We start from the raw sequence: 22,141 nt of genomic DNA on the forward strand, positions 1-22,141 counted from the left end.
TGGTGGAGAATCATGAATTATATGGATTATGCAATAGAAGAAGGCGAGAAAGCCTTAGAAAATGGGGAAATTCCTGTTGGAGTTGTCATTGTAAAGAATGGTGTAATAATTGGAAAAGGGTATAATAAAAAAGAAATGAACAATGATCCTACGGAGCATGCAGAAATAATAGCTATTAAAGAAGCTTGTAAAATTATTGGTGATTGGAGATTGAATGGTTCAGAAATGTATGTAACATTAGAACCATGTCCAATGTGTGCAGGAGCAATACTTCAAAGTAGGATTTCTAGATTATATATAGGAACATTTAATAAAGATATGGGAGCTTGTGGCTCTGTAGTTAATTTAATTGATAATAGAAGTTTAAATAGTTTTGTAAATACTATTTGGACTTATGATGATAGATGTAGTGAATTATTAAAAAAGTTTTTTTCTACAAGAAGGAAAAAGTGATTTTATGGAGAAATGGCTGAGTGGTCTAAAGCGGTAGTCTCGAAAACTATTGTACCTTTATAAGGTACCAGGGGTTCAAATCCCCTTTTCTCCGCCAAAAAACAACATATAGGAGGAAATGTTATGAATCCAGTAGCATTTGAGGTCTTTGGTTTAGAAATAAGATGGTATGGTATATTAATTGGTTTAGGAGTTATACTTGCATTAGGTTTAGCTTGGTACAATTGCAAAAAGAAAAATTTGAGTTTTGATTTGGTGACAGATTGTTTTTTATGGGCTTTCCCATTTGCAATAATAGGAGCTAGACTATATTATGTTATTTTTGAATTTGATAATTACAGAGATAATTTGATAGATGTATTTAATATACGTGAAGGTGGATTAGCCATTCATGGTGGCTTAATTGGAGCTTTTTTAGTGGTATTTATATTTGCGAAGGTTAAGAAAATGAATTTGATAGAATATGTTGATCTTGCAGCGCCATCAATTATATTAGCGCAAGCAATAGGAAGATGGGGAAATTTCATGAATAGGGAAGCTCATGGAGGGCCTGTAAGTGAATCTTTTATAAGTCATTTTCCAGGGTTTATAAAAGAAGGCATGTACATACAAGGAGCATATTATCATCCTACATTTTTATATGAATCGGTATGGAATTTACTTGTTTGTGGAATATTATTATTTATCTTATATAAAAAGAAAGAAAAACATAATGGGATAGTTATCTGTAGTTATATTTCACTATATTCTTTAGGCAGATTTTTTGTTGAGGGTTTAAGGACAGATAGCTTAATGTTTATGGGATTAAGAGTGGCACAGTTAGTTAGTATTATTGGTATTGTTGCAGGAATTATTGGTATTATAGTAATTAGCATTAAAGGGAAAAAGATAAGTTAGAATAATAATAGAACCTTTTAAAGAAAATGTTTCTATTGAACAAGAATAATATTTATGCTAGAATGAAAAAGTGTCAAAACCAAATAGTTGGTCTTGATTAGGCAAATATTATGAAAGTTGATTAGAGCATGGAGAGATGTCCGAGTGGTCGAAGGAGCACGCCTGGAAAGCGTGTATAGGGGCAACTCTATCGGGGGTTCAAATCCCCCTCTCTCCGCCAATGCCGTGCTAGATGGGGAGTTAGCGGTGCCTTGTAACCTGCAATCCGCTATAGCAGGATTGAATTCCCCAGAGAGGCTATAATGAATATGGTCTGCCCCATGCAAGTGGTGTTGATAGTCGGGTCCCACGCAACGGAACCCATGAACCTCGTCAGGTCCGGAAGGAAGCAGCGATAAGTGGTCACTTCCGTGTGCCGTGGATCTATCTGGCTTGAGCTAACTACATGGGTAACGCATACGAGTTATAGTCGAACTGGGGTGCACGGTTCATAATTTTGTTAGAAATGCCTTTCTTAATAAAAGGAAGGCTTTTTTTATGAGAAATATAATTTAAGGTTACTCTTCAATAGGATTAACAATATAGGACAATAGGACAAGAAAGAGAGGGAATCCAATTTAGTTTGGATACCCTCTTTTTCTTATTTTCTTATTAAGTTAATAAATTCATATTTAAGACCATCTTCATCATTGATCTTTTCATAAGATGATTCAATAACACCCCACTCATTAAAATTAATATTTGGGAAATAAGTATCACCTTCAAAGTTTTTATTTATTTTTGTAAGATAAAGTTTCTTACAATAAGGGAATAATAAATTATAAATTTCCCCTCCACCTATAATAAAAACTTCTTCTTCAGAGTTTTCATATTTATCTAAAACTTCATTTAGGTCATGCAATATTGTAACTTGGTCAGAATCCACTTTATAGTTAGCATCTCTTGTTATAATGACATGATGTCTATTAGGAAGAACTTTTGGTAAAGACTCAAAAGTTTTTCTTCCCATTATAATTGTATGGTTGGTTGTTATTCCCTTAAATCTTTTAAGATCTTCTGATATATGCCAAAGTAATTTGTTGTCACCACCAATAACATTATTTTCTGCTTTTGCAACTATTATAGAAAGCATTATACTGTTACCTCCATTTTTATAGATTCATGATGTTTATAATCTTCTAATTTAAAATCATCTGGAGTAAATGCATAAAAATCTTTAATATCAGGATTTATCCAAAATTTTGGAGCATCGTATGCATCATTTTCTCTTGTTAACTGTAATTTTAATCCTTCAACTTGATTGTCATATACATGAGCGTTATTAATTACGTGAGTTAATAAGCCTGGTTTTAGTCCTGAAACTTGGGCAAGCATATGTGTTAGCACTGCAAATTGGCATGTATTAAAAGGAACACCTAAGCCCATATCTCCTGAACGCTGAACAAGCATGCAATTAAGTTTTCCATCTGTTACATCCCACATAGTAAGGAAGCAACAAGGGGCAAGGTTCATTTCTGGTAGATCAGCCCAATTCCAAAGATTAATCATCATCCTTCTATCTTGAGGATTATTTTTTAATGCTTCAATTAAGTTATCTATTTGGTTGAATTTTTTAACTTGGTATCCATAAGCTTTGCCAATTGTTCCGTCTTCACCTTCCCATTCATTCCAAACCTTAACGTTCATTTTCCTAAGCTCTTCAACAATATTTGATTGTTTCTGATATATCCAAAGCATTTCTTTTATAGATGTCTTAAATGCAACAAATTTAGTTGTTAGAATAGGAAATTCTTTTTGTAAATCAAATTGCATTATTTGATGTGGTAATTTATATGTAGCCACTGCAGTTCTATTTTTATCATAATATCCATTTTCTAAGATATTTCTAACTATGGATAAATATTTTTTGTCATAAATACTCATTTAGTATCCTCCTCTAAATAACAATATGTTTTAACTGTTAACTTTTATACTAATTATAATCTGTATAGGCAAAAAATAATATGTTAATTTATAAGATTTTATTTAAAAGTAATTTCTCCTGATAACACAGCTCTCTCATTTCCAAAGGTGTCTTTAATAATTAAAGTTCCATCATCAGAAAGCCTTAGACATGTAACGGACTCTTCTGTATTACATGTGATAAGTCGAGCTTTCTTATCAAATAAATTTGAGTTATCTCTACAAATAGTTATGGTTTCACTTATATCGCCATTAGTAATGAAGTGGGTATATAATCTTTCGAAATTTATTAAAAATGAGGATAAAATTTCAGCTCTATTAAAGTGTTTGCCAAGTTCTAATTTTAGTGACGTAGCAATAGAACATATTTCATCATCAAAATTATCTATATTTACATTTAGTCCAATACCAACTATTAAATAATCTACAGTTTCTAGGTCGCATTTAAGTTCTGTTAGTATTCCACATAACTTTTTATCGTTTAGAATAATATCATTAGGCCATTTGATTTCTAAGTTGCCACCTAGGTTACATAATGTTTTATGCATAGCAGCAGCTGTTATTTGAGTAATTTTAGGGCATTCTGTTGGAATAATATTAGGCCTTAAAATTAACGAAAACCATATGCCGCCTTTAGGAGATGACCATATTCTTTTAAAGCGACCATTGCCTGCTTCTTGGATTTCAGAAATTATGACTGTACCATCTTTAGCTCCTTTAGAAGCAAGTTCCTTTGCCTTTTTATTAGTTGAATCTATTGTATCAAAGTGGATAATATCATTCCAAAGATTAGATGTAGTGAGAGATTCCAAAACATCATTAGGGCTAATTATATCTGGAGTTGAAACTAATTTATAACCTTTATTAGATACCCCTTCTATTACATATCCTTTTGCTTTTAAGTTTTTAATATGCTTCCAAATTGCAGCACGTGAAATCATTAAATTTGAACTTAATGTTTCTCCTGATATATAATCTTTGGCTTTTTTAAGTTCAGCTAAAATTTTTTCTTCCATGTAATATCTCCTCCTGCCTATGATTATAGCACAAAAGATTGTAAACCTATAAAAATATTCAAGTTGACAATACAAACGAGCTATATTACTATAAACTTGTACATAAAAATTAATTGGTTGAGGATAAAAGTATGAATAAGACAATAAGTTTAAGAAAACAGATTATATGTGCAATTTTCGCGGCAATAATTGCAATTTTAGCACAAATATCAATTCCACTTCCTTTCACTGGGGTTCCGATTACAATGCAGACTTTTGCAATAGTCCTAACAGCAGTAATTTTAGGAGGAAGGCTTGGAACAATGTCAGTTTTAATTTATATTCTTTTGGGGGCAATTGGGATTCCTGTATTCTCGCAATTTACAGGAGGATTTCAAACATTAATTGGCCCAACAGGAGGATACATAATTTCCTTTCCGGTGGTAGCAGCAATTATTGGATATTGCTCTTGTAAATATAAAAAGAACTATTTGATGATTTCGTTAGCGTGCATTCTGGCAGTTGGAATAAGTTACATAATAGGAACAATACAACTTGCATTTGTAGCAAACCTGACATTTAAGGGAGCTTTAATGGCGGGAGTTATACCTTTCATACCATTTGATATTATTAAAGTAGTTTTAGCAGTAATAATAGGGTACAGAATTCAAAATAGGTTGTTACAATCAAGTACTTCATATCTATAGAATTGAGGATATTCAAAAAATTTGTTTTTTGGATATCCTCAATTTTAATGTTAACATTTATTTTATATAGCATAAGTTGAATCTTTGTGGTTGGTTATAATGGCAATTATAAAATATATTAAATATTTTATAATTGGTGTATAATAAAAATTAAAGTATTTATGATGATAGAGAGGTGAAAGCCCTTGGCGTATACAGCGTTATATAGAGAATGGAGACCCAGAAATTTTGAGGATGTAGTTGGACAAGAGCATATTACTACCACTTTGAAAAATCAAATATTAAATGATAGAATAGCCCATGCCTATCTTTTTTGTGGGACTAGAGGTACTGGAAAAACATCTACAGCAAAGGTTATGGCAAAGGCTTTGAATTGCCTGAATCCTATAGATGGAGAACCTTGTAATGAATGTGAAATGTGCAAAAAGATAAATGAAGGTTTAGCTATTGATGTAACAGAATTAGATGCTGCATCGAATAATGGAATAGATAGGATAAGAGATATTATAGATGATTCTAAATATCCTCCTCAAGAGGCTAGATTTAAGATTTATATACTGGATGAGGTTCATATGTTATCAATAGGAGCTGTTAATGCTTTCTTGAAGACACTGGAGGAGCCTCCAGCTAATGTAATATTTATTTTAGCTACAACAGATCCACAAAAGCTTCCTATAACTATTCTTTCAAGATGTCAAAGATTTGATTTTAAAAGAATAAGTAGTAAAAATATAACAGATAGACTTAGAAAAATTGTTAAGGCACAAGGCGTATTAGCAGATGATAAAAGTTTAGACTTAATAGCTAGAGTATCAGATGGAGCTATGAGAGATTCTTTAAGTATATTAGATCAAGCTATTGCCATGGGAGATGGAAAGGTGGATTATGATTCACTTATTGGAATGCTTGGACTTGTTACAAATGAGTATTTATTTGAGATAACATCAGCTATTGTTGAGAGAAACATTGAAAAAGCTATAAATACTATAGAGAAAATAGTATTTGCGGGAAAGGATATTCACTTATTTATTAAAGATTTAATTACCCATTTTAGAAATCTGCTTATGATTAAGGTAACTAATAACCCTGAAGAAGTGCTAGATATGGCATTAGAAAATATATCTCTTATTAAAGAACAAGGTTCTAGAATGAGAGTTGAAGAAATAATGAGAGATATAAGGATACTTCAAGAAGCTGAAAATAATGCGAAGCTTAGCAAACAATCTAGGTTGTATTTAGAATTAGCTACAATTAAAATGTGCAAAATTGAATATGACACTTCAAATGAGGTTATATTAGCTAGAGTAAATAAACTTGAGGAAGCTTTGAGAAGTGGAAAAGTGAAAGTTGTAGCTGCATCAGCAGGAATGCAGCAAGATGCAGTTAAAACTAATAAGGTTTCAGCAAAAGTATCTGCAAATTCAGTACATGAAGAAAATAAATTTGATTTAGAAGAGAATAGTGATTCAGTTACAACTATTGGGGATATTCAAAGAGCTTGGAAAGATATCTTAGAAGCCTTTAAAGCTAGGAGAGCAATGGTAGTATATGCATCAATAGTTACTGGAAAACCTGTAGCTTGTAGTGGTGGAATATTAACTATACAGTATGATGATGAATATGCTTTTAATAAGCAGAGATTAGAAAAACCTTATAACTATAAAGTTATAAATGAAGTAATATCTGAAGTCATGCGAGAGAATATTAAAGTAAAGTTTACCGTAGAGAAAACTGGGGAAGATGAGAGAAGACCTGAAGATATATTGATTGATGCTCTTGGAGATTCATTAGTAGAAATAATAGATGAATAAATTATTATAAATCAGTGATAGAATTGTTATAAAAAATGCTATATAATAGAAAAATAGATTAGTATTAAGGAGGAATTGTTTATGGCAAGAGGAGGTTTCCCAGGAGGCTTCGGTGGAGGCAATATGAACAACTTAATGAAGCAAGCGCAAATGCTTCAAAAGCAAATGCAAGAAGCTCAAAAAGAAATTGAATCAGCAGAATTTGAAGCTTCAGCTGGTGGTGGTGCTATTACAGTGCGTGTTAGTGGAAAGAAAGAAGTATTAGGAATTAATATAAAACCTGAAGTAGTAGATCCAGATGATGTTGAAATGTTAGAAGATTTAGTACTTAGTGCAGTAAATGAAGCATTAAGAAAAGCTGATGAAGAAACTTCAAACAAAATGGGAAAATTAACAGGTGGAATGAATATGCCTGGTTTATTCTAGCATATCTACTTTTGATGGCATACAAGCTTAATTCTTGTATGTCTTCTTTATTAGAGATAAAGATTAATATGCATGTTTTGAAAGGAATGAATTAATATGGATTTTTATCCAGTGGCTATAGAAAAGTTAATAGAAGAGTTTGCAAAACTTCCAAGTATAGGACAAAAGACAGCACAAAGACTAGCCTTGCATGTTTTAAATTTACCTGAAGATGAAGTTAAAGAGTTTGCAGGGGCTTTAGTTAAGGCAAGAGGAACTATTAAGTATTGTTCGGTATGTGGGAACTTTACGGATAAAGATCCATGTTCTATATGTTCAAATCCTAATAGAGATAATAGTGTAATATGTGTAGTTGAGCAGCCTAAGGATATAATGACTATGGAAAAAGTTAAAGAATTCAATGGTACATATCACGTCTTACATGGTAATTTATCTCCAATGCAAGGAAGAGGCCCTCAAGATATAAGGATTAGAGAATTAGTTTCAAGAATGAAGGAAGAAGTGAAAGAAGTAATTTTAGCAACTAATCCTAATATAGAAGGAGAAGCGACAGCTATGTATATATCTAAAATATTAAAACCTCTTGATGTTAAGGTCACAAGGATAGCTTCAGGTTTGCCTGTAGGTGGAGACTTGGAGTATGCAGATGAAGTTACTTTATCCAAAGCTTTAGAGGGAAGAAAAGAGATATAAAGGAGGGCCCAATAATAAATGGACCCTTTAATAGATAGATGGGAGTTTTAGAAGTTTTGTTTGATAATGAGTGAAAAGCTTCTTATAGAAATAGTATATGTGAGTTAAGTTAAAAGTGTTACCTTTAAATGTTAAAAATGTATATTTGATCAAATAAATGGCAAGACTCTAGATAAATTATTTGGAGGCATGTTATGAATAAAAGAAATATTATTGAATATGTTAAAGGTATAATAAGTAACAATAAAACAGATGATGAATTAATTACTGAAATTGAATATGCTTTACTTGAAATTGAAACAGCAAGAAATATTTTTAATAATGTTGAAGATCCAAGGCTTATTGAAGTTGCAATATACTCAGAAGAGGTTGCTATGAAGAGATTTGATCATTTACTATCTATTGCAAGGGAACGAGGAATTTCGGTAAGTAATGAGTATATTGTTGATAAATTTTTAGAATTAGCTGAATAGGATAGTAGTGAGGTGAGAAAATGGAATTATTACAATCTGCAGATACTAGATTAATAATATATGGATTAATAGGTGTAGTCTTATTATTTCTTTTACTTAAACTTTTTAAGTGGCCATTAAAGATATTATTAAATGGTATATTTGGAGTCGTACTTTTATATATAGTTAATTTAATCGGAGCGAGCTTTAATTTTCACATAGGAATTAATTTAGTAACTGCTTTGATTGCAGGTACATTAGGTATTCCTGGTGTAGCAGCACTTATAATATTTAAGTTATTTATGTAAAGATAGAGCCCTTCAAAATGAGTTGAATCATTTTGAAGGGTCTTTTTTTATACAGAAATATATTTAGAATTAGTTAAGGAATTCTTAAGATGTTATTTACAGAAATATTAAGTTTTGGAGGATAGTATTAGTTATAGGTATTAAGGAGGAAAAATAATGAATGTTTTAGAAGTTAAAGGTGTAAAGAAGAGACTAGGCAAAAGAGAAATTATAAAAGATTTAAATCTAACAGTTGAAGAAGGCGAAATATTTGGTTTTTTAGGGCCTAATGGAGCTGGAAAGACTACTACAATAAGAATGTTGGTTGGACTTATAGCTCAAAATGAAGGGGATATATCAATTTGTGGACATAGTGTTCAAAAGGATAAAGAAGAGGCTCTAAGATACGTGGGAGCAGTTGTAGAAAATCCTGAGTTATACAAGTACTTATCAGGAAGAGAAAATCTTATGCAAATAGCTAGGATTAGAGGAGTGTCTAAGGAAGAAGTGGAAGAACTTATTGAACTTGTAGGATTAAAAGATAGAATTAATGACAAGGTTAGAAAGTATTCATTAGGAATGAAGCAAAGATTAGGACTTGCAGCAGCTTTAATAGGAAATCCTAAGTTATTGATTTTGGATGAACCTACAAATGGACTTGATCCATCTGGAATACTGGATTTTAGAGATATAGTTAAGAAGGCTGCTAAAGAAAAGGGTATGTCTGTATTTATTTCATCTCATATTTTAAGTGAAGTGCAAAATCTTTGTGATAGAGTTGCCTTCATCAATAAAGGAATTATACAATCAGTAGAAAAAATTAGTGATAACAGTGTAGAAACTGAATTAGATAGTTTAACATTGAAGGTAGCAAAAGATGAAGTCAAGGCAGTAACTATATTAAAAACTTTAGGTAATGTCAGAGATGCACAGATTAAGGAAAATGAAATTCATATTATAATAGAATTTGGAAGTACTAACATTGTATTAAAAGAACTCATAAATAAAAATATAGAAGTTGAAGAGATATATAGAAATAGAAGTGAATTGGAACAAAGATATATGGAACTTGTGGAAGGAGGAATGAGATAATGATATTTACATTAATAAAGAATGAATTAATAAAGCTACTTAGGAGAGGAAAGACTTGGGTAGTCTTTGGTTTGTTTTTAGCTCTTATTACAGGATCTATATTCCTTAGCTACTATGGGTCTAAGGATTCTGAATATCGAAATTCTCCACAAGGGCAAATTGAATCGTTGAATAGACAAATAGATTTAGCTAATAATAGAATTAAAGATGCGGAAAAAAGTTCTGAATCATGGGCTAAAGAAGAAGTTATAAATAGTAAGCAACAAATAGAGAAAGATCAAGAATTAATTAAGATACAAGAAGATTTGTTAAAAAATGAAAATGACCCGAATAGCTGGAAAAAGAATTTAGAAAATGAAAAAGAAAATATAGAGAAAACTTTAAATGACAAAAGTGGAAATGAAGAAAGCAAACAATATCAAAATGAAAGATTAGAAGCAATTAATTATTATTTAGATAATGATGTAAAACCAATTGAATCATGGAAGTTTAATGCTATAAACTATTTAAAAGATATTATTCAGGTTTTAGGATTAATAATATTAGTATCAGGTATTGCTGTATTTATGAGCGATATGGTATCAGGGGAATCGACACCTCCTACTCTAAAATTCTTATTGGTACAGCCTATATCAAGAGGCAAGGTGATTTTATCAAAGTTTATTGCAGTTGTTATCACAGTTGTAAGTATGATAGGTGGACTTGAACTTCTAGCTTTCGGAGTAGTAGGAGTTGTAGGTGGATTTGATGGAACAAAAATACCTGAAATAATTCATAAAACATATGAATTTGATTATTCAAACTTAAATAGAATGGGTGAACCTATGATTAAGCAAGTGACTAATAGTGGATTTACGGCTACAAGAGGAGATGCTTTGCTTCAAAGCTTTGGGTTACAAGTTTTATTCATTATCACTTGCTGTGCATTTGTATTTTTGATATCAGCTTTATTTAAAAGTAGTATGACAACTATGGCTTTAACTGTAATAATATCAGTAGCAAGTACTATGGCATGTATGGTATCTGCTAAAGTAGCTAAAGTAGCTCACCTTATGTTCTTTAACTATGGTAGAAGTGGGGATGTAATTAGTGGAGATATTAGTGGAGTGTTTCAAAATCCTAATTTCAACATTAGTTTAGGTATTGGATTAATGATAGGAACTATAATATTTTCTTATGTAATTGCCCACATTGTATTTAGTAAAAAAGATATATTAATTTAATTTTGTTACTCAAAAAGAAATTAATAAGGTTATAATTATACTTCAACGTAATAAAATATGATAAGAAAGAAGATATTCTAGAGATTTTCAAAGTAATTTTGAAAGTCTCTTTCTTATTGTATTTAGCATAAGTACTAGCTTTATAGTGTGAGAATATAAAAATAAATATTTCATTTACTTCTACTCATTTATTTAAATGAGTTTTTTTATAATGCTTTGGAGTATAATTATCCTAGTAGACTTATAAAAATATATTCTATATAACTATAATTGTAAGTAAGAAGAGGAGATGATTTTATGCCAGCAGGTAATGGAGTTAATTGTGGAGAGTGCCCAGAAAAGAAAAGTGGTGAATGTGCTGGAGATGATTTGGGATGTCTATGCTATAAGTGTCCGAGAAAATTGGCGCAATGTATTTGTGTTAAGTATTGCAGAGAAACAGAGTCGGTATTATATTTTGAAAAATGATGTGGATAATTATTAAATTAATATAAAGAAATATATAATAAAGAATATATTGACATGTCAGGTGAATAATATTATTATATTAATTAATCAATATATAGGTGTATATTACGGAAAAGTTAAATATTACTTAAGATGTATAACAAAGGGGTTATGAAGCGGTGAAGCATTGTAACCTCTTTTAATATATTAAAGAACTAAGCAATTGGGGATTTATAACTTTAAAAGAAAAGGTTTATAAATAAAGATCAAAAATAATAAGGGGGAATAAAAAATGAAATTAAAAAAAGTGTTAATGGTATTATCCTTAATGCTGACAGCATCAATGGCTGTTTCTTGTGGGGGGGCAGCAAATAGTTCATCTGTAAGTAAAGAAAAGTCAGATTTAACATCTTCAATAGTTACAACTTATGATGCTACTGATATGAGCAAAAATCCTGAAACAGCTAAAAATAGAAAGGATACATTGATAATTGGAACGGAAGCTCCTGATGGGGTACTTAATCCTTTATATGCAGAGAGTTTGAATGACGATTATATTACTGATAGTATGTATGAGTATTTAATGACTAATACAGAAAATGGAGAAGTAGAGGATAACCTACTTGAAAGCCATGGCTTGTCAGATGATGGTTTAACATATACTTTTAAATTAAAGAAAGATTTAACATGGTCTGATGGGAACAAAATAACTTCAAAAGATATAGCATTTCCTATTAAAGTTGTATGTGATGGAACATATACAGGCCCTTTAGATTTTGTTACAGGAAAAACAAAAATAAAAGGTGGTAGAGATTACAAAGAAGGAAAAGCAGAAGATATATCAGGAATTCAAATTGTAGATGATGAAACTATAAAAATAACTTTAGAAGAAAAAAGTTCATCAGCTATATATGATTTAGGAGTTTTTAGACCTATTCCTGAAAGTTATTATGGAAAGTACTATAGACATGGAAATACAGATGGATTAAAGGAAACATATAAAAAGCCAGGACCTGTATCTGGTGCTTATAAGTTGACTTCTTACAAAGAGGGGCAAGAAATTGATTTAGAAGCAAATTCTAAATATCATAAAGGAACACCAAAAACGAAGAATCTTATATATAAGATTACTGAGGAAGATGTACAAATTCCAATGTTACAATCTGGAGATGTAGATATAGTCAGTCCTACTGTTTCAGAAGACAATGTAGAAACTATAGAGGGATTAGGGTATATGTCATATAAGTTATTCCCAACTAACGGATACGGATATATAGCATTTAATGAAGCTAAGCCAATATTTAAAGATAAAGCTGTAAGACAAGCATTGGCAACTGGTTTAGATAGAGCTAAAATAGTCAACTCAGTATATGGAAAATATGCAAGTGTTATAAATGTTCCACAATCTAAAGCTTCATGGGCATATGCAGATGGGGACAAAGATTATGCGTTTGACATGGATAAGGCCAAAAAGATGTTAGATGATGCTGGATGGAAAGTAGGATCAGATGGAATAAGAGAAAAAAATGGTCAAAAGCTTGAAATTAACTTTACAGGAACTACTCCAAATTCAGTAGTAGATGCGCTTTTATCAGTAGCTACAGATAACTGGAAAGAACTTGGAATTAAGTTCACTAGTGAAAAGATGGACTTTAATTCAATGACAGCAAAACAAAAGACTGGCAATTGGGATATGTTATTCATGGCATGGGTATTAACAGCAGATCCCAATGATAGTCCTATATATGGAACAAACGGATCACAAAATAAAACTGCATATTCAAATTCTAAAGTTGATGAGATATATAAGAAGATAGCAGCAGAATCAGATAAAGATAAGCAAAAAGAACTATTCAAAGAATTGTATAAAGAATTGAATGAAGATTTACCATATATCTATATGTATCAAAGAAATGATATGTGGGCATATAATGGAAGAGTTAAAGGATTAGAAGTTTCTCCATACGTACGTTATACTTATAATCTTTACAAGGTGTCTGTAGAAGATTAATTGAATTAATAAAAAGTTATTAAAGGCATCTTTTAATGATGCCTTTAATAGATTAAGTATATTAATTGTGGAATGGAGAAGGTTAAATGATACAGTATATTATAAAAAGGGTATTAAAAATGATACCAATAATGTTTATTTTATCTATTATATTTTTTGTTATAGTAAACTTAACACCAGGGGACTTTGTTGATACAAAGGCTAATCCTAATATGAGTGCGGAAAAAGTTCAAGAACTGAAGGAGATTTATGGATTCGATAAACCAGTACCAGTTAGATATATTAATTGGGCTAAAAAAGCTATTCTAATGGACTTTGGGGATTCATTAAAATATAAAGAGCCTGTTAGTAAGGTTTTGGGAGATTATGTATGGAATTCATTTTACTTAGCTTTTGTATCATTTATATTGTGTTTAATTATATCAATACCTATAGGAATTATATCAGCAGTCAAGCAGTATTCAAAGTTTGATAAAACGTTTACCATACTAACGTTTATAGGAATATCACTTCCATCATTTTTCATAGCATTAGTTTCTATAAATATTTTTTCATTAAAGCTTGGAATTCTTCCTGTAGCAGGAATGAGTACTGCAGGGACTAATTATACAGGAATGGCTAAGTTTATGGATCTTTTAAAACATATGTTTTTGCCAGTTGCTACACTAACTATATTAAATATAGGAAACTATATTAGGTATGTTAGAACTTCCATGCTTGAAGTTATTAGACAGGATTATATTCGCACAGCTAGAGCTAAGGGGTTAAAAGAAAAAGTGGTTATATATAAACATGCATTAAGAAATGGGCTAATACCGATAATTACATATATAGGATTAACTATACCATCACTTTTTGCAGGAGCTATAATAACAGAAACTATTTTTGTTTGGCCTGGAATTGGTAAAGTTGGCTATGATGCTATTGTTAATAGAGATTATACACTTGTTATGGGATTCAACATGTTTATGGGCATATTGACCTTAATTGGGAATTTGCTTTCTGATGTTTTATATGCAGTGGTTGATCCACGAATTAGATTGAAATAGGAGGAAGGCTAATGGAAAGTTTAGTTAATGAAAAAGAGCAAGAAATAATATCACCTTCAAAAATGGTGTTGAATAGATTGAAAAAGAATAAATTAGCCATGCTTGGCTTAATACTTATAATAATTATTGTTTTATTTAGTTTTGTTGGACCATTTTTTATGAAGTATGGCTATAATACTCATACAGATGATCTAAAAATGCCACCAGGAGGTGGACATGTATTAGGAACTGACTATTTAGGTAGGGATATGCTAACTAGATTAATGTTCGGAGGAAGAATATCAATATTGGTTGGAGTTGTAGCTGTATTAATAGAAACTATAGTAGGTACTTTAGTAGGTGCTATAGCAGGATATTATAAAGGAAAAGTGGATTCTATTTTAATGTCTATAACAGATATTTTTTTAGCTCTTCCTTTCTTACCTATAATATTAGTTTTGGGTAGTGTATTATCAGACCTTAAGGTAAGTGCTTCTCTAAGGATTGTATTTTTAATTTTCATAATAGGAATATTATCTTGGCCAACTATTGCAAGACTTGTTAGAGGTGAGATTTTATCTTTAAGAGAACAAGAATTTATGCAGGCAACAGAAGCTTTAGGTCTTAGAGATAGAAGAAAAATAATAAGACATTTAATTCCGAACGTTATTCCAGTAATAATAGTAAATGCAACTCTTGGAATAGCATCAGCTATTTTAACAGAATCAGCTTTAAGTTATCTTGGAATGGGAGTTGCTGAACCTGTTCCTTCATGGGGAAATATGATTACTATTGCAAATAATCTTCCGGATTTTAAAAATAGACCTTGGCTTTGGGTACCACCAGGTATATGCATACTAATAATTACTATGGGAGTAAATCTATTAGGTGATGGACTTAGAGATGCATTAGATCCAAAGATGAAGAGATAGGGGGAAGAGGTATGAGTAATAATTTATTAGAAATAAAGAGTTTAAAGACCTTTTTCAAGATAGAAGCTGGAATAGTCAAAGCAGTTAATGATGTTTCATTTAGTGTAAGAAAAGGTGAAACAGTTTGTATAGTTGGGGAATCAGGTTGTGGAAAATCAATAACTGCCATGAGTATTATGGGATTAATTTCAAAGGACAATGGTAGTATTGAAGGTGGAGAAATATTATATGATGGCAAAGACTTGTTAAAATTGTCAGATGAAGAAATGAGAAAAATAAGAGGTAAGGATATTGCTATGATATTTCAAGAGCCTATGAGCTCTTTGAATCCTGTATTTACAATTGGACTTCAAATTTCAGAGAGTTTAATGATTCATGAAGGAATGGATAAAAAGGCTGCAAGAAAGAGATCTATAGAGTTATTAGAAGAAGTAGGAATACCTAGAGCAAATGAAATAGTAGATTCATATCCGCATGAGTTATCAGGAGGAATGAGACAAAGAGTAATGATAGCTATGGGGCTTTCTTGTAATCCGAAAGTATTAATAGCAGACGAGCCGACAACGGCATTGGATGTTACGATTCAAGCTCAAATTTTAGACCTTATGAGAGGCATTAAAGATAAATTCAAAACTTCCATACTTTTGATTACACATGATCTTGGAGTTGTTGCTGAAATGGCAGATTATGTTGTGGTTATGTATGCTGGAAAAGTTGTAGAAGAGGCCCCTGTTATGGAGATATTTAAAGAAACTTCTCATCCATATACTATTGGATTGCTAAAATCAAAACCCAAATTATCAGAAAGACAAACAGAACTTTATTCAATACCAGGGCAAGTTCCAAATCCAGTAGGAATGAAGGAGTGTTGCTATTTCTGTGATAGATGTGATAAGGTGATGGATATATGCAAAACCTCTATACCTAGTTTGAAGCTTATTGGTGAAAATCATAAGGTTGCATGTTGGTTATATGATGAAGAGACTGCATCAAAGGAGGAGAAGAAATAATGACAGAGGAATTAGTATTAAAAGTAGAAAACTTAAAGCAATACTTTCCTATTATGGGGGGCTTTTTTAAACATAGAGTTGGAGATGTAAGAGCTGTTGATGATGTTTCTTTTGAAATAAAGAAAGGGGAAACCTTAGGTATTGTGGGGGAATCTGGGTGTGGTAAATCTACTACTGGGAGAACTATATTACAATTACTTAAACCTACGGCAGGCAAAGTATATTTTAAAGGACAAGAAATAAGTGCTATGAAAAAGACAGAACTTAGAAGTCTTCGTCCTAAGATGCAGTTAGTATTCCAAGATCCATATTCGTCATTAAATCCAAGAATGACAGTTGGTCAAATAATAGGAGAAGCTTTAATTGATCATAAATTAGTATCAAAAGATGGATTAAGAAAAAAAGTTCTTGATACAATGAGTCAGTGTGGGTTGCCAGAATATTATATAGATAGATTTCCACATGAATTTTCAGGGGGACAAAGACAAAGAATAGGAATTGCTAGAGCTCTAGCATTAGATCCTGAATTTATTGTAGCTGATGAGCCAGTTTCGGCATTAGATGTTTCTATACAAGCTCAAATAATTAATTTGTTAGTAAAACTTCAAAAGGAAAAGGGATTTACATATATGTTTATATCTCATGACCTTTCTGTAGTTGAGCATATATGTACTAGAGTAGGTGTTATGTATCTTGGTTCTATGATGGAGCTTACAGATAAAGAAGAATTATTTGAAAATCCTCTGCATCCATATACTAAAGCATTATTGTCTGCAATTCCTATTCCAGATCCAACAGCAAAAAGAGATAGAATAATATTAAAAGGAGATATTCCGTCTCCAGCAAATCCTCCTAATGGATGCAAGTTTCATACTAGGTGTCCTTATGCAAGTGATATATGTGAAAATGAAGTGCCAGAGTATAGAGAAGTAATAAAAAATCATTTTGTAGCTTGTCATAAAGCAAATGAGGGATAGAAGATGAATCCATTTAGTATTAGGAGATTTGAAAAGATAGAAGACAAAGAAAAACGAAAAGAGGAATTACAACAACTAAAGAGTGAGAATTTAGGGAAAAAAGATATTTTAGCTCTTATAATAGCTTTATTTCAATTAATTCTTCCTATAGCAGCAATTGTAGCTTTTTTATATTTCTTGGTTATACTTTTTTTGACAAAAGTATGGATGTATTAGAAATGAAAAAAGAACTGATTTAAATAAGATTTAATTCTTATATAAATCAGTTCCTTTTCTTTTATGATGAAAAAAAAATTAAGGGGAAATAATAATATATTGTAGGATAATTTGGAGTGGTAAAGTATTGAATTGAAATGTAATTAGTAGTAAAATTAACAAAAAGGTTAAAATATACTATTAACCTTGATAATATAATAAAAATTGGGGGGATATGCTATATGCATAAGAGATTATTTATTCCAGGTCCAGTTGAAGTCCGTCCTGAAGTTTTAGAAAAGATGGCAACACCTATGATAGGACATAGGAGTAAGGATGCTTCAGCACTTCAAAGAAGAATTAGTGATAATTTGAGAAAAGTATTTTTCACTAAGAGTGAGATCCTTCTTTCAACCACTTCAGGTAGTGGTCTTATGGAAGGAGCAATAAGATGTGGAACACTAAAGAAAGCGGCAGTATTTTCAGTTGGGGCCTTCGGTAAGAGATGGTATGAAATGGCCAAGTTCAATAATGTATCAGCAGATATCTTTGAATATGAAATGGGGAAAGCAGTTGATCCAAGTGATGTCGAAAAGGCATTAGCAACTGGCGAATATGATTTAGTTGCAGTAACTCATAATGAAACTTCAACTGGTGTTATGAATCCTGTTGAAGAAATTGGGGAAGTAATTAAAAAGTATCCAGATGTTGTTTACATTGTGGATATGGTGAGTTCAGCAGCTGGTAGTAAGGTGGAAGTAGACAAGTGTGGTATAGATATATGTATCACATCATCTCAAAAGTGTCTTGGGTTACCTCCAGGATTAGCAGTCTGTACTTTCTCTGAAAAAGCTCTTAAGAGAGCAGAGCAAGTACCAAATAGAGGATATTATTTGGATTTACTACAACTTTACAAGTATATTCAAAAGAAAGATTATCAATATCCGTCAACTCCTTCACTTTCGCATATGTTTGCTTTAGATTATGAACTAGATTATATATTGAATGAAGAAGGATTAGAAAACAGGTTTTCGAGACATAAAGAAATGGCTGAAGTTGTTAGAAATTGGGCAAGAGAACATTTTGAGCTATATTCTGATGAAAATCACTTATCAAATACAGTAACTAATATTAAGAATACAAGAAATATTGATGTGTCAGCATTAAATAAAGCGCTTGGGGAAAGAGGATTCCAAATATCTAATGGATATGGAAGTTTAAAGGATAAGACTTTTAGAATAGCTCATATGGCAGACTGTCAAGTTAAAGATATTAAAGACTTATTAAAAAACATTGATGAAATATTAGAATTTTAATAGATGGAGTTTAGAGATAAAAATCTCTAAACTCTAATAACTATATAAACAATAAGTAAAGATTATAAGGGGGATTAATTTAATATGATTAGAGTATTAACAAACGATGGGTTAGAAGCAACTGCCATAGAAAATTTAAAAGCAGCAGGAATAGAAGTTGTTAATGAGCATATAGATCAAGACAAGCTTGGGGAAGCGTTAAAAGAATTTGATGCGTTAGTTGTTAGATCAGCAACAAAAGTTACTAAAGAGGTTTTAGATAAAGAAGAAGGCGGAAAATTAAAATTAGTGGTAAGAGCAGGTGTCGGAATAGATAATATAGATGTAGTAGCAGCTGATGAAAAAGGTGTTACAGTTAAAAATACACCAAATGCTAGTTCTGGTTCAGTTGCTGAATTAGCACTTGCTCACATGTTTGCAGTTGCAAGATTTGTAAATATTGCAAATGTAACTATGAGAGATGGAGAATGGAATAAGAAAAAGTATGAGGGAATAGAACTTAGCGGAAAAACCTTAGGAATAGTTGGAATGGGTAGAATCGGTAGATCTTTAGGAGCTAAAGCTACTGCTTTAGGGATGAAGGTAGTTTATACTGATTTGTTTGGTAAACAAGATTCATTAGTATATGATTTTCTTTCAATGGAAGAATTATTTAAAGCTTCTGATTTTATATCATTACATGTTCCATATGATAAAACTAAGGGATCATTGATAGGAAAGAAAGAATTTGATTTAATGAAAGATGGAGTTTATTTGATAAACTGTGCTAGAGGTAAAGTTGTAAATGAAAAAGCTTTATTAGAAGCTCTTGAAAGTGGTAAAGTTGCAGGTGCTGGAGTAGATGTATTTGAACAAGAACCAACATTAAATGAAGCTTTAGTAAAACACCCAAGAGTAAGTGTTACTCCACATATAGGGGCATCAACTAAAGAAGCTCAAAATAGAATAGGTGAGGAAGTAGTTTCTACAATTAGAACATTCTTTAACATCTAATAAATACTAGGGGGAAATCGAGATGGCTATAGTTAGAGCTTTTAAGGCAATAAGACCAATTGAAGAATTAGCGTCAAAGATAGCTGCACTTCCTTATGATGTAATGAATAGCGATGAAGCAAGAGTAATGGTAAAGGATAATCCTTATTCATTTTTGCATGTAGATAGAGCTGAGATAGATTTAGATCCATCGATAGATATACATGATAAGAAGGTTTATGCAAAGGCAAGAGAAAATTTAGATAATAAAGTTATTAATAAAGAATACGTTCAAGATGAACATCCATGTCTGTATATTTATAGACAAATAATGAAAGGAAGATCTCAAACAGGATTAGTATTTTGTGCATCTATAGATGATTACATTAATAATAATATTAAGAAACATGAGTTTACTAGAGCTGATAAAGAGCAAGATAGAATAAATCATGTTGATTATTGTGATGCTAATACAGGACCTATATTTTTAACTTATAAAGAAGATGATGTAGCTTCGGAAGTTATAAAAGCATGGACAAAAAGAAGACCAGTATATGATTTTGTTTCAGAAGATGGAATAAGTCATATTGTTTGGGTTATAGATAATGAAATTATAGTAAATGAAGTAATTGAGTTGTTTAAGGATGTTAAGGCATTTTATATAGCTGATGGACATCATAGGTCAGCCTCAGCTGTAAAGGTTGGGCTTAAAAGAAGAGAAGCTAATCCAAATTTTACTGGAGAAGAAGAATTTAATTATTTTTTAGCAGTAGCATTTCCAGATAATGATTTAATGGTAATGGATTATAACAGAGTAGTTAAGGATTTAAATGGATTAACTAAAGCTGAACTTATAGATAAGCTTCAAGATAAGTTTATAGTAACAAAATCTAAAGATAATGAAGCTGTTAAGCCAAGTAAAAAACATACTTTTGGAATGTATGTAGAGGATAATTGGTATGTTTTAGAGGCTAGAGATGGCATATATAATGAAAATGATCCTATAGATTGTCTTGATGTTGCTATACTACAAAATAATGTGTTAAATCCTATTTTAGGAATAGAAGATGTAAGAACTTCTGATAGAATTGATTTTATTGGAGGAATTAGAGGTATTAAAGAACTTGAAAGAAGAGTTCATAAAGATATGAAGATAGCATTTTCTATGTATCCAACAGAAGTTTCAGATATAATGGATGTTGCGGATATAGGAGAGGTAATGCCACCTAAGTCAACATGGTTTGAGCCAAAACTTAGAAGTGGATTGTTTGTGCATAAATTAAGTTAGTTGCATCTTTCAAAGAAGTTCGACTAAGAGATAGGAAGAGCTAATAAAGAGGCAGAGAGAAGCAAAGATATAAAAGAAGAGAGCATAAAAGGGAGGAATCAAAGTCTTTGAGCAGATTTGAAAAACTCGGATTTATGCTCTTTTTTTATCAAAGATCTATGAAAAGTTTAATTATATGAGAATTATAAAATAATTTGACAAGGGACGTATGTTTGATAATGTTCTTCATAGGAGTACTATTTAAATAGGATGGATATATATATGAATGTAGAGAAGAAATATAAAAAAATTATAGAAATTGTGGAGCAAAGATTAACGTGTTCAGCACATAATTTAGATCACGTATTTAGAGTTTATAATCTTTGCTTATTACTTGCAGAATATGAGAAGAGCGTTGATTTAGAAATACTTATTCCATCAGCGTTATTACATGATATTGCCAGAGTAGAAGAGAGCCAAGATAAAACAGGAAAAATTGATCACGCAGTTTTAGGTAGTATGTTGGCAGCGGATATATTAAGAAATTTAGGTTATGAAGAAGAGAAAATAAAGAAAATCAAACATTGTATCATAACACATAGGTTTAGAACGGGAAATGAGCCTAAAACAATAGAAGCTAAAATACTTTTTGATTCAGATAAACTTGATGTTATAGGAGCAAGTGGAATTGCTCGTACTTTTATGTTAGCAGGACAATTTGGACAAAGGTTAATAGCAAATGAGTCTTTTAATGAATATCTTAAGGATAATACAGTTGAAAATGGAAGGTTGAAAGATGTTTCAAAACATACTCCTTTTATTGAGTACGAGATGAAATTTAAAAAGATTCCAGATAAATTGTATACGGATAAAGCAAGAGAAATAGGAAAAGAAAGACTAAAATTTATGGCTGAATATTTTAATAGATTAAGGTTAGAAATAGATGGTGTTAAGTGAGATTAATCCAAATTACTCTTATAAAGTATAA

General features: G+C 31.2%; 24 protein-coding genes, 2 tRNA genes and 1 other RNA gene. 24 read left to right on the forward strand and 3 right to left on the reverse strand.

Features of this window, described 5'->3' with window-relative positions; translation table 11 throughout:
- Window positions 1-12 precede the first annotated feature (12 nt).
- The 5 genes from FAY47_RS16785 (at window position 13) to ffs (ending at window position 1,837) form a co-directional block, all read left to right on the forward strand.
- Window positions 13-453, forward strand: coding sequence for a nucleoside deaminase (locus FAY47_RS16785; RefSeq protein ID WP_143318088.1), 441 nt, complete (start codon window positions 13-15; stop codon window positions 451-453).
- Window positions 454-459: 6 nt separating this feature from the next.
- A tRNA-Ser gene (locus FAY47_RS16790) sits at window positions 460-550 on the forward strand.
- 26 nt (window positions 551-576) lie between these two features.
- Window positions 577-1,350, forward strand: coding sequence for a prolipoprotein diacylglyceryl transferase (gene lgt / locus FAY47_RS16795; RefSeq protein WP_143318089.1), 774 nt, complete (start codon window positions 577-579; stop codon window positions 1,348-1,350).
- Window positions 1,351-1,480: 130 nt separating this feature from the next.
- Window positions 1,481-1,570, forward strand: a tRNA-Ser gene (locus FAY47_RS16800).
- A 3-nt stretch (window positions 1,571-1,573) separates the two neighbouring features.
- An RNA gene (gene ffs / locus FAY47_RS16805) (signal recognition particle sRNA large type) lies at window positions 1,574-1,837 on the forward strand.
- A gap of 153 nt (window positions 1,838-1,990) precedes the next feature.
- On the opposite strand, the gene FAY47_RS16810 is transcribed toward ffs, so the two are convergent.
- The 3 genes from FAY47_RS16810 to FAY47_RS16820 all read right to left on the reverse strand — a co-directional run bounded on the left by FAY47_RS16810 (window position 1,991) and on the right by FAY47_RS16820 (window position 4,328).
- Window positions 1,991-2,482 (reverse strand): dihydrofolate reductase, encoded by a 492-nt coding sequence (locus tag FAY47_RS16810; RefSeq protein WP_143318090.1) that lies wholly within the window; start codon window positions 2,480-2,482, stop codon window positions 1,991-1,993.
- Window positions 2,482-3,273 (reverse strand): thymidylate synthase, encoded by a 792-nt coding sequence (locus FAY47_RS16815; protein ID WP_143318091.1) that lies wholly within the window; start codon window positions 3,271-3,273, stop codon window positions 2,482-2,484. Before FAY47_RS16815 ends, FAY47_RS16810 begins: the two co-directional genes overlap by 1 nt.
- A 98-nt stretch (window positions 3,274-3,371) precedes the next feature.
- Window positions 3,372-4,328 carry a biotin--[acetyl-CoA-carboxylase] ligase gene (locus FAY47_RS16820; protein WP_143318092.1) on the reverse strand — a complete coding sequence of 319 codons (957 nt, stop codon included), beginning with the start codon at window positions 4,326-4,328 and terminating at the stop codon, window positions 3,372-3,374.
- Window positions 4,329-4,459: 131 nt separating this feature from the next.
- Between FAY47_RS16820 and FAY47_RS16825 the strand changes: the two genes are divergently transcribed.
- The 19 genes from FAY47_RS16825 to FAY47_RS16910 all read left to right on the forward strand — a co-directional run bounded on the left by FAY47_RS16825 (window position 4,460) and on the right by FAY47_RS16910 (window position 22,110).
- A complete protein-coding gene (locus FAY47_RS16825; protein WP_143318093.1) occupies window positions 4,460-5,014 on the forward strand; it encodes a biotin transporter BioY in 555 nt (184 codons plus the stop codon).
- Window positions 5,015-5,199: 185 nt separating this feature from the next.
- Window positions 5,200-6,825: a DNA polymerase III subunit gamma/tau gene (dnaX, locus tag FAY47_RS16830; protein ID WP_143318094.1), complete on the forward strand. Its 1,626-nt coding sequence runs from the start codon at window positions 5,200-5,202 to the stop codon at window positions 6,823-6,825.
- 81 nt (window positions 6,826-6,906) lie between these two features.
- A complete protein-coding gene (locus FAY47_RS16835; protein WP_143318095.1) occupies window positions 6,907-7,251 on the forward strand; it encodes a YbaB/EbfC family nucleoid-associated protein in 345 nt (114 codons plus the stop codon).
- A gap of 96 nt (window positions 7,252-7,347) precedes the next feature.
- Window positions 7,348-7,944, forward strand: a complete 597-nt coding sequence (recR, locus tag FAY47_RS16840) for a recombination mediator RecR (RefSeq protein ID WP_143318096.1) — start codon at window positions 7,348-7,350, stop codon at window positions 7,942-7,944.
- A gap of 194 nt (window positions 7,945-8,138) precedes the next feature.
- Window positions 8,139-8,417: a DUF2508 family protein gene (locus tag FAY47_RS16845; RefSeq protein WP_143318097.1), complete on the forward strand. Its 279-nt coding sequence runs from the start codon at window positions 8,139-8,141 to the stop codon at window positions 8,415-8,417.
- Window positions 8,418-8,437: 20 nt separating this feature from the next.
- Window positions 8,438-8,704: a pro-sigmaK processing inhibitor BofA family protein gene (locus tag FAY47_RS16850; protein WP_143318098.1), complete on the forward strand. Its 267-nt coding sequence runs from the start codon at window positions 8,438-8,440 to the stop codon at window positions 8,702-8,704.
- A 156-nt stretch (window positions 8,705-8,860) separates the two neighbouring features.
- A complete protein-coding gene (locus FAY47_RS16855) occupies window positions 8,861-9,775 on the forward strand; it encodes an ABC transporter ATP-binding protein (protein WP_143318099.1) in 915 nt (304 codons plus the stop codon).
- On the forward strand, window positions 9,775-10,998 hold the full coding sequence (locus FAY47_RS16860; protein WP_143318100.1) for an ABC transporter permease subunit: 1,224 nt from the start codon (window positions 9,775-9,777) through the stop codon (window positions 10,996-10,998). Before FAY47_RS16855 ends, FAY47_RS16860 begins: the two co-directional genes overlap by 1 nt.
- Before the next feature lie 297 nt (window positions 10,999-11,295).
- Window positions 11,296-11,466, forward strand: a complete 171-nt coding sequence (locus FAY47_RS20445) for a hypothetical protein (RefSeq protein WP_185966879.1) — start codon at window positions 11,296-11,298, stop codon at window positions 11,464-11,466.
- Window positions 11,467-11,737: 271 nt separating this feature from the next.
- Window positions 11,738-13,456 carry an ABC transporter substrate-binding protein gene (locus tag FAY47_RS16865; protein WP_143318101.1) on the forward strand — a complete coding sequence of 573 codons (1,719 nt, stop codon included), beginning with the start codon at window positions 11,738-11,740 and terminating at the stop codon, window positions 13,454-13,456.
- Between the two features lie 86 nt (window positions 13,457-13,542).
- The gene (locus FAY47_RS16870; RefSeq protein ID WP_143318102.1) at window positions 13,543-14,505 is read left to right on the forward strand and encodes an ABC transporter permease; all 963 of its coding nucleotides are present in this window, start codon (window positions 13,543-13,545) and stop codon (window positions 14,503-14,505) included.
- Between the two features lie 11 nt (window positions 14,506-14,516).
- Entirely contained in the window at window positions 14,517-15,416 is a 900-nt protein-coding gene (gene opp4C, locus FAY47_RS16875) for an oligopeptide ABC transporter permease (protein ID WP_143318103.1), read from the forward strand.
- 11 nt (window positions 15,417-15,427) lie between these two features.
- Complete coding sequence (locus tag FAY47_RS16880; protein ID WP_143318104.1) at window positions 15,428-16,426, forward strand: ABC transporter ATP-binding protein; 999 nt, start codon at window positions 15,428-15,430, stop codon at window positions 16,424-16,426.
- Window positions 16,426-17,403, forward strand: coding sequence for a dipeptide ABC transporter ATP-binding protein (locus FAY47_RS16885; RefSeq protein WP_143318105.1), 978 nt, complete (start codon window positions 16,426-16,428; stop codon window positions 17,401-17,403). Before FAY47_RS16880 ends, FAY47_RS16885 begins: the two co-directional genes overlap by 1 nt.
- A gap of 3 nt (window positions 17,404-17,406) precedes the next feature.
- On the forward strand, window positions 17,407-17,619 hold the full coding sequence (locus FAY47_RS16890) for a hypothetical protein (protein ID WP_207706263.1): 213 nt from the start codon (window positions 17,407-17,409) through the stop codon (window positions 17,617-17,619).
- A 221-nt stretch (window positions 17,620-17,840) separates the two neighbouring features.
- Window positions 17,841-18,914 carry an alanine--glyoxylate aminotransferase family protein gene (locus FAY47_RS16895; RefSeq protein WP_143318106.1) on the forward strand — a complete coding sequence of 358 codons (1,074 nt, stop codon included), beginning with the start codon at window positions 17,841-17,843 and terminating at the stop codon, window positions 18,912-18,914.
- A gap of 84 nt (window positions 18,915-18,998) precedes the next feature.
- Entirely contained in the window at window positions 18,999-19,907 is a 909-nt protein-coding gene (locus FAY47_RS16900; protein ID WP_143318107.1) for a D-2-hydroxyacid dehydrogenase, read from the forward strand.
- A 22-nt stretch (window positions 19,908-19,929) separates the two neighbouring features.
- Window positions 19,930-21,174 carry a DUF1015 family protein gene (locus FAY47_RS16905; protein WP_143318108.1) on the forward strand — a complete coding sequence of 415 codons (1,245 nt, stop codon included), beginning with the start codon at window positions 19,930-19,932 and terminating at the stop codon, window positions 21,172-21,174.
- 261 nt (window positions 21,175-21,435) lie between these two features.
- Window positions 21,436-22,110 (forward strand): HD domain-containing protein, encoded by a 675-nt coding sequence (locus FAY47_RS16910; RefSeq protein WP_143318109.1) that lies wholly within the window; start codon window positions 21,436-21,438, stop codon window positions 22,108-22,110.
- Window positions 22,111-22,141: the final 31 nt, after the last annotated feature.

This window comes from Clostridium sp. HBUAS56017 (genome assembly GCF_007115085.1).
GTDB classification, from domain to species: Bacteria; Bacillota; Clostridia; order Clostridiales; family Clostridiaceae; genus Clostridium; species Clostridium cibarium.